This window comes from Streptococcus oralis, assembly GCF_001578945.1.
In the GTDB taxonomy this organism is placed as follows: Bacteria; Bacillota; Bacilli; order Lactobacillales; family Streptococcaceae; genus Streptococcus; species Streptococcus oralis_Q.
Window position 1 is genome coordinate 496,942 of record NZ_KQ969551.1, and the last position, 10,800, is coordinate 507,741.

A 10,800-nucleotide genomic window follows, 5' to 3' on the forward strand; every position below is an offset into this window, starting at 1 on the left:
CATGCCGGCCGCGTTTTCAGCTGTCTTGGCATCGATGATAGCTCCGTATATCATACTTTCTGCAAACTGTGGCAATAATTGCTCCAAAATCTCGTCACGACTCGTTTCCAACTCAAAGGTCAAGCTATACTCTTCATCTGCTTCATTTGGATCTAAATCAACGATCGGCAACATTTGTTCCACACGCATTTGACTTGTGAGAGTATTGACATGATGGTTGTAACAGACATAGAGTTCATCAAAAAGTTCATTTTGATACATTTCAATCGTTTTTGAAATGATTTTACGAACTTCATCGAAACTAGGTTGATCTGCCAAACCGCGTAGTTCATAGATTGGCTGAATTCCACGAGCCTTAAAGAAATCAGCTCCCATACCGCCGATGCAGATTATCTCAAAACCTGTACCATCTGGATGGTATTCTTCTTTCAACTCCATCACAGCTTTAAGGATGGAAGCATTATACCCTCCAACCAAGCCACGGTCTGAAGTGATAACGATATAGCCAGTTTTCTTAACTGGACGACTGATGAGCATCGGATTGGTAGAACCACCAGATCCGTTACCATGCAAAATATCCGTTAAAAGCTTACGAACTTTCTGAGCGTAAACTTGGAAGTTGCGAGCTGCTTCTTCAGAGCGACCCAGCTTAGCAGCCGATACCATTTGCATGGCATTAGTGATTTGACTAGTATTTTTTGTTGAGGCGATTTTTGTTTTAATATCATTTAGAGATACTGCCATCTGACACCTCTATTCTTATTGGAAGCTGGATTGATTGAGAAACTCTGTAATCGCAGCATCCAAGACTGCTTCTTCTGGCAAGTCTTTTGTTTCACGAATGGTTTCCAAAATCTCTGGATAATGAGCATCAAAGAAAGTATGGAACTCTTCCTCAAAACGAACAATATCATCTACTGGAATCGTATCCAAGAATCCATGTGTCAAAGCGTAAAGAATGGTTACTTGTTTCTCAACAGGTAGTGGTTTATGGACAGGTTGTTTTAATACTTCTACAGTACGACGTCCACGGTTCAACTTGGCCTGAGTAGCTGCATCCAAATCCGAACCAAATTTAGTGAAGGCCTCCAACTCTCGATATGAAGCAAGGTCGATACGAAGTGTACCAGCAACCTTCTTCATGGCTTTGATTTGAGCGGAACCACCTACACGAGATACAGATGAACCCGCATCGATGGCTGGACGAATACCCGCATTGAAGAGACCATCACCAAGGAAGATTTGTCCGTCAGTGATTGAAATCACGTTAGTTGCGATATAGGCAGAGATATCTCCTGCTTGTGTCTCGATAAATGGTAAGGCTGTGATAGATCCACCACCAAGTTCATCAGAAACTTTAGCTGAGCGCTCAAGCAAACGGCTATGAAGGTAGAAAACATCCCCTGGGAAAGCTTCACGACCTGGTGGACGACGAAGCAAGAGGGAAAGCTCACGATAAGCGACCGCTTGTTTTGAAAGATCATCGTAAACAATCAAAACATGCTTGCCTTGGTACATAAACTCTTCTGCCATAGCAACTCCAGCATAAGGAGCTAGGAAGAGCAATGGAGATGGTTGTGAAGCAGAGGCTGTCACAACGATTGTGTAGTCCAAGGCACCGTACTGACGAAGTGTTTCAACTTGCGTACGAACAGTTGACTCTTTTTGTCCAATCGCTACATAGATACAGATCATATCTTGGCCTTTTTGGTTCAAGATTGTATCAATCGCAATAGTTGTTTTCCCTGTCTGACGGTCACCGATAATCAACTCCCGTTGACCACGACCAATCGGTACAAGGGCGTCAATAGCTTTCAAACCTGTTTGCAAGGGTTCTGATACAGACTTCCGTTGCATAACACCAGGAGCTGGCGCTTCTACTGGACGAGTTTTATCAGTATGGATGTCCCCAAGACCATCAACTGGACGACCAAGTGGGTCGACAACACGTCCGATTAGGCTGTCCCCCACAGGTACTTCCATAATTTTACCTGTACGGCGAATGGTATCACCTTCACGAATATCTGTAAAGTCTCCAAGGATGATAATCCCAACGTCTGTAGACTCCAAGTTTTGAGCCATACCATAAGAGCCGTTTTCAAAAATCAACAACTCTCCACTCATGGCATTTTCAAGACCGTGAGCACGCGCGATACCGTCCCCGATATAGGTTACAACACCTGTTTCAGACACATCAAAATTGGGTTTGAAATTTTCAATTTGTTGCTTAATTAAAGCGCTGATTTCTTGTGCGTTAATTGCCAAAAGAACACCACTTTCTATTTCAAATTTTCTTTAACAACTCGAAGTTGCTGTTTAATACTCACATCAATTGTCTTGTGATTAGCAAAAATGACAAAACCACCAATAAGTTCTTCATCAATTTGTTCTTTGATACTCCGCACTTTCAGAGACATTTTTTTCTCTATCAATGGGAGCAGACGTTCCTTCTGTTCATCTGTTAAAGGATGGGCTGAAGAAATCGTGACTACAAAACGATTGGTCTCTTTTTCAAGACGATTCAAACAATCAACAATGATATCATAAAAAAGATTTGCTCTGTGATTGTAAATCAGAACCTGAATAAAGTTTTGCATTAAAGGTGAGACAGAGTCTTTAAAGAAACCAACTGTTTTTTCCTTATCAGACTCATCAACTGCCACCTGAGCTAAAAAAAGAAGGTAAGCCCGTTTCTTCTGCGACTTGCTTGATTTGATCCAAGTCTGAAAAAATCCGGTCCTCTTCTCCTTTTTCAATCACTAATTGGACAAAAGGTATGCTGTATTTTTCAATGACCTTTGCTGTTTTCTTGTCCATTAGGCTTCTCCTAGCTGATCGATATACTGATCAATGAGTTCCTTATGAGCATGACTGTCAAGGTTTTTTGAGATGATTTTACCAGCGAGACTAACCGTCAAATCTGCCACCTCGCCCTTAACACTTTGCAAAGCCTCAGCTTTATTCTGAGCAATTTCTTGGTTTGCTTTTTCTTTCAAGCGACCTGCTTCTACTTTAGCATCTGCCAGAATATCTGCTTTACTCTTCTCTGCAGTCTCTTTAGCATTTTCAATGATTGTTTTGGCTTCGTTTCGACTACCAGCCAATTCATCTTCACGTTTTTGAGCAAGAGTTTCTGCCTTTTGACGAGCTTGTTCAGCTCCATCAATATCAGCAGCAATTTTATTTGCCCTTTCTTCGAAGACACTAGTCAAGTTTGACCACGCATATTTCTTAACCAAGACAATCAAAAGGATAAAAGAGCCAGCGATTAAAATAAAGTTACCAATTAATTCACCTACTGTTACGTGCATCAGTTACTCCTTTCTACTCTTCATCATTAATTTTATTTCCTAGATACATAGAAGACAAGACTGTGAATACATAAGCCTGAACACAAGAAATAAACACAGAAAACGCCGTCCAGACTAGATTGGTAACAAATGCGACTGGATACCAATAAAGAGCCTGATGAGAAAGTGTGATGAGCAGACTAGCCATCACTTCTCCGGCAAAGATATTTCCGAATACCCGCAAAGCAAGTGATAGGAAATTCGTGACTTCTTCAAGGAGATTCATCGGTGTCATAAAACCTGGGGTAACAAAGCCTTTCAGATACTTTTTAACACCACGGCGACGAATTCCTTCTATATGGGTCATCAGGATAATTCCAAACGACATGGCCAAGTCAAATTGAAGATTGGCTGTTGGCGATGTCCAAAGGTTTGTCCCATCTGTAGTTTGAAGTTTGGCCATCAAACCAAGATTGTTTGCGATAACCATAAAAAGAAATAAACACAAGTAAAAGAGTGAGTAATCTTTCATGTACCGTGATCCTACATTAGGTTCTGTAAATCCGACTACGAAGTCATAGAGATACTCCAGTACATTTTGCTTTCCTTTGGGCTTCACAGTCATATTCCGACTTGCCCAATAGATAAAACCAAAAATAACGACTACTGACAGCAAGGTCAATACTGTCAAGGTCAAATCAAAGGTAACAGGACCAATATTGATGGTTGGATTGATACTTTCTTCCATCTAAAATCCTCCCTTTTCCATTTTATACTTCTCTTTATTTGATGATAAATGAAAATACGAGAGTTACAAAGAATGTTCCTTCAATAAAGGCAATCCCCATGATCATTAAGCTACGCAATTGTGGAATGATGTCTGGTTGGCGAGCTGCTGATTTGAACAAACCGTTCATCAACATACCTTCTGCAAGGGATACACCCATACAGGCAAGACAAAGACCGAAAAATGTTAAATTCATGATGAATTCTCCTTTTATTTAAAATTTACTTACTTAGTTTAGTCCTAAAATTTTGATTTGTCAACTTTTTACTTGCTTTGAAAGCGTTTCAGATAATTTATTTCTGTTTTTACAATTTTTATCCTATTATATAGAAAAATTTCTCATTTTAGAGCGAGTATTTTCCCGCTTTCACTCTGTTTTCTGAAACAAATTGAAAAAATCCAAGTTTGAAACTTGGATGAATTCATTTTATTTAAAATAATAGGAATGATGTTGTTTGCAACTTGGATTAAATGGAGCGTTGCAATAAGGACAAGCTGTCTGTTTTTGATATTCTTGAAATGTCATTGTCCTCTTACAAGCCCCACAAAAAATCGGTTGATCCTCGGTAAGCGCCAAGGGATAGGGCGAAAATACATGTGTCTCCATATCATTGTGGCACTGATAACAAGCATAGTATTTTTTACACTCATAACACTGGAGGGAAACGATGTCCTTTTCGCCATGGTAATGAACACATCTGCCTTCATCATCAACTAACAAACCTTGTGCTTGATTCATTCACTTTTCCTTCTCTAGGCACGAACTGTAACGCTGGTTCCATCTTCTTTATAGAGATTGATAAGACCTTCCTTGAGAGTGCGGACCATGTCCCCTGCTTGAACAGGTTGTGGAACCTTAATGGTCAAGAGTTCCATTGGATTTGGGGCACGGTCGATTTTATTTCCTTTGGAATCATGAAGATCTTCAATATAGGTTTCAAAATGACGGAAACCTGGTCCGTAGAACTCAACTTGGTCACCTTCGTTGATAACGTTTCGTTGACGAATAGTTGCCGTTTGAGTCGCATCATCATAAGAAACCACTTCAGCGACAAACTTGTATTCAGGGATTTTACGACGTGCACCAAACAACTGTTCATTTTCTGTCGGTGTACCATAGTAGAAACCTGTTGCCAATTCACGCTGGGCAACCTTCCACATCTCATCCACCAAGTCTTGTTTGATAGCTTCAAACTTCTCAGGACTTTCAAGGTATGCATCCACAGCCGCCTTGTAACAGTTAGTCACCGTTGAAACGTAGTGGATAGATTTCATGCGTCCTTCAATCTTGAGACTGTCTACACCGTTTTCGATCATATCTGGAATATGGTCAATCATAGACATGTCAACGGCTGACATTGAAAATTCTTCTGGGATTTCACCTTTAAGGCTCTTACGTTCTTGACCAAATGGCATGTCGTAAAGGTCGTATTTCCAACGACAAGACTGTGAACAACCACCACGGTTAGCATCACGCATACTCATGTGGTTTGAAAGCGTACAGCGTCCTGAGTAGGAAATACACATAGCTCCATGGACAAAGGCTTCGATTTCAACGTCCGTACGTTTGCGAATCTCTGCCAATTCTTCCATTGAAACTTCACGCGCCAAAACGACACGAGTCAAGCCCAGTTCTTTCCAGAACTCAAGAGTTTCATAGTTAGTCGCACTGGCTTGGGTGGAAAGGTGGATTTCGAGACCTGGTGCTTCAGTTGCTGCAATCATAATCAAGGCCGGATCTGACACGATAACTGCCGCAATCCCGATGTCACGTAATTTGCGGAACCATTCTCCAGCACCAGCTTCGTTTCCTTCGTGCATAACCATGTTAGCAGCCACATAGACCTTGGCACCATACTTAGCAGCGAACTGCACACCTTCTTCCATCTGTTCAAAGGTGAAGTTTCCTGCACGGCTACGAAGACCATAGGCCTGTCCACCGATGAAGACCGCATCCGCACCATATTGGACAGCTACTTTTAGCTTTTCTAAAGTCCCTGCAGGTGATAAAACCTCAGGACGTTTTAATGTTTTTGTCATGTTTTCTCCTATTTGCAATATAAAAGTTTGACGTTTTTCCTTCCCATTTTATAGTAAATAATAGATAAAATCAAGTCTAGACAGATTGTTTTGACAATTCTAATCTTTTAAGAAAAGAAAAAACTAGCCTTTCTAGACTAGTTATTTTCAAGATAAAATTCAAAGCGTTCGCCCACGTATTGACTCTTTACATATTCAAAAGCTGTTCCATCTTCAAAGTAAGAAACCTGTGTCAAGGCCAGAATGGCATGCCCCTTTTCGACTTCTAAATAGTGAGCAATTTTTTCCTTAGCCAATCTCGCATAAATGGTCTGTTGGGATTTGCCAATCCGGTAGCCATGTTCCTGCAAGGTTTGAAAGAAATGACTGGTGATCTCTTCCTTTTTAAAATTTTTGATGAACTTTTCGGGGATAGAAGCTACTTCATAGACCAGTGGTACTTGGTCAGCATAACGTACCCGTTCCATACGAATGATATTTTCAGTTGGTGAAATGCCTAGCTTTGCGACCTCTTGCTCATTTGGAATGGTTCTTCTGTAAGAAATAAGTTGGCTGGAAGGTACTTTGCCCTGAGATTTGACGATCTCCGTAAAACTGGTCGTTCCCCGCATTTTTTCTTGGACACGAGTACTAGAGACAAAGGTTCCGCTTCCTACTCTGCGCTCCAAGACTCCTTCTTCAACCAAAAGAGAGATGGCTTGGCGCAAGGTCATCCGACTAACCTGAAACAGCTCTGCCAAATCTCGTTCACTCGGAAGTCTTTCTCCAATCTTCCAACGATGCTCATCTATATCCTTTTTGATCTGATCGTGGATTTTCATATAAGCTGGTAACATGCTTTTTCACTTCTTTTCTTTATTTTCTCTATTGTACCGTATTTGCTAATAAAAAGTCAAACTTTGCCTTGTTTAGTTGGTAATTCGCCCCTATTTGTGATAGAATATTGGAAAAGATATTTCTTTTGAGAAAGGAAAAAGATGAGCAACATTTCAACTGATTTGCAAGATGTCGAAAAAATCATCGTACTGGACTATGGTAGCCAATACAACCAGCTGATTTCACGCCGTATCCGTGAGATTGGTGTTTTTTCAGAGCTAAAAAGTCACAAAATCTCAGCCGCAGAGGTTCGTGAGATTAACCCTGTAGGGATCATCCTCTCTGGTGGACCAAACTCTGTATACGAAGATGGTTCATTTGATATTGACCCAGAAATTTTTGAACTTGGCATTCCAATTTTGGGGATCTGCTACGGTATGCAACTTTTAACCCATAAACTTGGAGGAAAAGTTGTCCCTGCTGGTGATGCTGGTAACCGTGAGTATGGCCAATCACCACTTACTCATACCACTTCTGCCCTCTTTGAAGGGACTCCTGAAGAACAGATTGTTTTGATGAGCCATGGCGATGCGGTTACAGAGATTCCAGCTGATTTCGTTCGTACTGGAACTTCTGCTGACTGTCCTTACGCAGCCATTGAAAATCCAGAAAAGAACATCTATGGTATCCAATTCCACCCAGAAGTTCGCCATTCTGTATATGGAAATGATATCCTTCGAAACTTTGCCCTTAACATCTGTAAAGCTAAGGGTGACTGGTCAATGGACAACTTTATCGATATGCAGATCAAAAAAATCCGCGAAACTGTAGGCGACAAGCGTGTTCTTCTCGGTCTATCAGGTGGTGTTGACTCTTCTGTTGTTGGAGTTCTTCTTCAAAAAGCAATCGGCGATCAATTGATCTGTATCTTTGTAGACCACGGTCTTCTTCGTAAAGGAGAAGCAGATCAAGTTATGGACATGCTTGGTGGTAAGTTTGGTTTGAATATCGTCAAAGCTGATGCTTCAAAACGCTTCCTTGATAAACTTGCAGGTGTTTCTGATCCTGAGCAAAAACGTAAAATCATCGGTAACGAGTTTGTTTATGTCTTTGATGACGAAGCAAGTAAGCTCAAAGATGTGAAATTCCTTGCCCAAGGAACACTTTACACTGACGTGATCGAGTCTGGTACGGATACAGCTCAAACTATTAAGTCTCATCACAACGTAGGTGGTCTTCCAGAAGACATGCAATTCGAACTGATCGAACCATTGAACACTCTTTATAAGGACGAAGTTCGTGCCCTCGGTACCGAGCTTGGTATGCCAGACCACATCGTATGGCGCCAACCATTCCCAGGACCAGGTCTTGCTATCCGTGTCATGGGTGAAATCACTGAAGAAAAACTGGAAACTGTTCGTGAGTCTGATGCTATCCTTCGTGAAGAAATCGCTAAGGCTGGCCTTGACCGTGACATCTGGCAATACTTCACTGTCAACACAGGCGTTCGTTCAGTCGGTGTTATGGGTGACGGTCGTACTTACGACTACACAATCGCCATTCGTGCCATTACTTCTATCGATGGTATGACTGCAGACTTTGCAAAGATTCCTTGGGAAGTTCTTCAAAAGATCTCAGTACGTATCGTAAATGAAGTAGACCACGTTAACCGTATCGTCTACGACATTACAAGTAAACCACCAGCAACCGTTGAGTGGGAATAATATATAAGAGTAACTTAGGCTAAGAATCCTTGATTTAACAGCATTTTAACAACTGTATGAAGTATTAAAATGAGATAAATATATTTGGATTGTCTCCAAAGTGTCTCCAAAGAAGCTCTAAAATGAGCTTCTTTTTTCTAATATGGGAGTAAAAATATTATGAGTTTTAACGTTGATAATCAGCAAAAATCTTTATCTGGTTCTGCTTCAAATTTAACTTTGTCTGAATTGCTTCAAAGAATCCAAGATATTCCCAAATTGAATATATCTGTAAAAAAAGGTTATTCAGTTGGATATGAAAATTGTGAAAAACAATTTAAAATGGATTATGCAATTACTTTCAATGACTTTGATAATGAAACTTGGTTAGTTAAACCTACTAGCTCGATTCGAACTGATAGAATCTATGGGAATGAATTTTTTGCTCAAAACATCAAGATAGTTGATAAGAATATCACAAAAATCTTTGTTGTTGTACCAGATTCTATTACCGAAAAAGAAATAAAAAATAAAAACGACTATTCAAATAAGATACATAGCGAAACTTACATATCTTTCTTAGATGATGTACTAACTTTTTCTGAATTAAAAGACTTCGTACTAAATCATGCTTCCGAAAATCTATCTCAAGGGATTAGTGCTAATATTTTGGGAAACAATGCTGAGGATAGTATAGTTGACTTATTGACTGACAAAAACAATATCCTTCTATGGAATGATCACGTAAAACATAGCCAAACAATTAAATCTTCGACTTATCATTGGTTTAATCAAATCTTAAAAGTTTCTGGTGTTAGTGAACAAGATACTGTTTTAGATATTGTGGCAACTAATTCAATACCTAAATTAAGTAATCGTGGTTATCCGAAAACAGATGTATCTTTTACAATTACTACTGAACAAGAAGAAATAACTAAAAATATTAGTGTTAAAAATACTTCTGCGGATACCGTAACAGTCCATGAGGGAGCTGTAGACGATATTATTCTTGCTCTTAATCTCGATTCTTCTTCGTCATTGGCTAATTCACTCAAAGAATTTCAAGCATATGGTAGTGCTAAAGGATTGAAAGAAAATAATGAAGTTGCCTATAACACATTAGTTGATGAAATGCACAAATATAATATAGAATTAGTTAACTTCTTTATGTTTGGTGTCAACAGTCCATTAGTTAACAATCCTATTCAAGTTGTTGATATAATGCTGTATACTAAAAATTTTGAGGTTATTTCAAGGGATTTGTATGTTGATGAATATATTGAGAAATATTCATCTAAAGGACAGTTTGGAACTCCGTTTAAATGGACATACCCTAGTAAAAAACGAGGTCAAAAAGTACAAATCAAAGGTTTTACGAATAATAAAAAATAGCAGTTCAAACATGATCTGCTATTTTTTATTAAAGGTATACTTTCATTTTATCAGCGACAGCTTTAATTACTGGTACAGCTACTGAGTTACCAAACTGTCTATACATTTGAGTTCTTGAAACTGGTACTTTGAAGTCATCTGGGAATCCCATTAGTCGCTTACATTCTAGTTCACTATAAAGTCTCAACCCAGTTTCTCCACCTTTTACAAACGTTCCTGTCAAACGCTGAATTTTATGATAGCTTGCAACAAGTGTATTTACCTGAATCTCGCTAGTTTTATCAATAATTTGAGGTTTGCCATCATCTTTTTTAAAAAGATATGTATCTTGCAGATGTTTTGAAATTTTGTACCCAGTTGGATTATCTTCTAGTATAGAACCTACTGGAACTTTTTTATCAGTTCCCTTCGGAAACTTAAAATCATGCACTTCCAGGTCAGGTCTAAATCCAACAATGATAATTCTTTCTCTTCTCTGCGGTAAACCAAATCGTTGAGCATCGAGAATTTCATAAAAAACTGAATAACCTAACTCTTCTTGTAAAGCCTTCATAATCACTTTTAAAGTATTACCTTTATCGTGAGTAACCAATCCTTTAACATTTTCTAAAAGAAATGCCTTTGGTCTCTTTTCTTTTAGAATGCGTAAAACATCGAAAAATAATGTCCCTTGTGTTTCGTGTGTAAATCCCTCTCGCTTCCCAATATGACTAAATGGCTGACAAGGAAAGCCTGCTAAAAGAATGTCGTGGTCTGGGATATCTTTCTCATT

At 39.3% G+C, this 10,800-nt stretch carries 11 protein-coding genes and 1 pseudogene; 2 read left to right on the forward strand and 10 right to left on the reverse strand.

The genetic code is table 11. The features are described 5' to 3' along the window. The 9 genes and pseudogenes from SORDD16_RS05050 to SORDD16_RS05090 form a co-directional block, all read right to left on the reverse strand. Nucleotides 1-744, reverse strand: a 744-nt coding sequence (locus tag SORDD16_RS05050; RefSeq protein ID WP_061452645.1) for a F0F1 ATP synthase subunit gamma, incomplete at its 3' end; no start/stop codon positions are given. Between the two features lie 15 nt (nt 745-759). Then, on the reverse strand, nt 760-2,265 hold the full coding sequence (atpA, locus tag SORDD16_RS05055; RefSeq protein WP_000996617.1) for a F0F1 ATP synthase subunit alpha: 1,506 nt from the start codon (nt 2,263-2,265) through the stop codon (nt 760-762). Between the two features lie 14 nt (nt 2,266-2,279). Then, a pseudogene (locus SORDD16_RS05060) lies at nt 2,280-2,817 on the reverse strand (F0F1 ATP synthase subunit delta). After that, entirely contained in the window at nt 2,817-3,311 is a 495-nt protein-coding gene (atpF, locus tag SORDD16_RS05065) for a F0F1 ATP synthase subunit B (protein ID WP_000558544.1), read from the reverse strand. The pseudogene SORDD16_RS05060 and the gene atpF overlap by 1 nt, the downstream one beginning before the upstream one ends. Nucleotides 3,312-3,324: 13 nt before the next feature. Then, nucleotides 3,325-4,038 (reverse strand): F0F1 ATP synthase subunit A, encoded by a 714-nt coding sequence (gene atpB / locus SORDD16_RS05070; protein WP_061452588.1) that lies wholly within the window; start codon nt 4,036-4,038, stop codon nt 3,325-3,327. Between the two features lie 34 nt (nt 4,039-4,072). Next, nucleotides 4,073-4,273, reverse strand: a complete 201-nt coding sequence (locus tag SORDD16_RS05075; RefSeq protein ID WP_001054555.1) for a F0F1 ATP synthase subunit C — start codon at nt 4,271-4,273, stop codon at nt 4,073-4,075. A 231-nt stretch (nt 4,274-4,504) separates the two neighbouring features. Next, nucleotides 4,505-4,816 carry a CHY zinc finger protein gene (locus SORDD16_RS05080; RefSeq protein ID WP_061452589.1) on the reverse strand — a complete coding sequence of 104 codons (312 nt, stop codon included), beginning with the start codon at nt 4,814-4,816 and terminating at the stop codon, nt 4,505-4,507. Nucleotides 4,817-4,830: 14 nt separating this feature from the next. Next, nucleotides 4,831-6,117: a peptidase U32 family protein gene (locus tag SORDD16_RS05085; RefSeq protein ID WP_061452590.1), complete on the reverse strand. Its 1,287-nt coding sequence runs from the start codon at nt 6,115-6,117 to the stop codon at nt 4,831-4,833. A 137-nt stretch (nt 6,118-6,254) separates the two neighbouring features. Continuing rightward, nucleotides 6,255-6,953, reverse strand: a complete 699-nt coding sequence (locus SORDD16_RS05090; protein ID WP_061452591.1) for a GntR family transcriptional regulator — start codon at nt 6,951-6,953, stop codon at nt 6,255-6,257. 141 nt (nt 6,954-7,094) lie between these two features. Between SORDD16_RS05090 and guaA the strand changes: the two genes are divergently transcribed. Then, nucleotides 7,095-8,657, forward strand: coding sequence for a glutamine-hydrolyzing GMP synthase (gene guaA, locus SORDD16_RS05095; protein ID WP_061452592.1), 1,563 nt, complete (start codon nt 7,095-7,097; stop codon nt 8,655-8,657). A gap of 159 nt (nt 8,658-8,816) precedes the next feature. Further along, the gene (locus SORDD16_RS05100; RefSeq protein WP_061452593.1) at nt 8,817-10,028 is read left to right on the forward strand and encodes an MspI family type II restriction endonuclease; all 1,212 of its coding nucleotides are present in this window, start codon (nt 8,817-8,819) and stop codon (nt 10,026-10,028) included. 28 nt (nt 10,029-10,056) lie between these two features. Here the strand turns inward: SORDD16_RS05100 and dcm are convergent. Beyond that, nucleotides 10,057-10,800: DNA (cytosine-5-)-methyltransferase (gene dcm / locus SORDD16_RS11795; RefSeq protein ID WP_241733994.1), on the reverse strand; the 744-nt coding region annotated here is incomplete at its 5' end.

Excerpts from the sequence above, each read along its gene's own strand:
- atpF (WP_000558544.1), bottom strand. The coding sequence starts at position 3,311 with ATGCACGTAACAGTAGGTGAATTAATTGGTAACTTTATTTTAATCGCT.
- atpB (WP_061452588.1), bottom strand. The coding sequence starts at position 4,038 with ATGGAAGAAAGTATCAATCCAACCATCAATATTGGTCCTGTTACCTTT.
- SORDD16_RS05075 (WP_001054555.1), bottom strand. The coding sequence starts at position 4,273 with ATGAATTTAACATTTTTCGGTCTTTGTCTTGCCTGTATGGGTGTATCC.
- SORDD16_RS05080 (WP_061452589.1), bottom strand. The coding sequence starts at position 4,816 with ATGAATCAAGCACAAGGTTTGTTAGTTGATGATGAAGGCAGATGTGTT.
- SORDD16_RS05085 (WP_061452590.1), bottom strand. The coding sequence starts at position 6,117 with ATGACAAAAACATTAAAACGTCCTGAGGTTTTATCACCTGCAGGGACT.
- SORDD16_RS05090 (WP_061452591.1), bottom strand. The coding sequence starts at position 6,953 with ATGTTACCAGCTTATATGAAAATCCACGATCAGATCAAAAAGGATATA.
- guaA (WP_061452592.1), top strand. The coding sequence starts at position 7,095 with ATGAGCAACATTTCAACTGATTTGCAAGATGTCGAAAAAATCATCGTA.
- SORDD16_RS05100 (WP_061452593.1), top strand. The coding sequence starts at position 8,817 with ATGAGTTTTAACGTTGATAATCAGCAAAAATCTTTATCTGGTTCTGCT.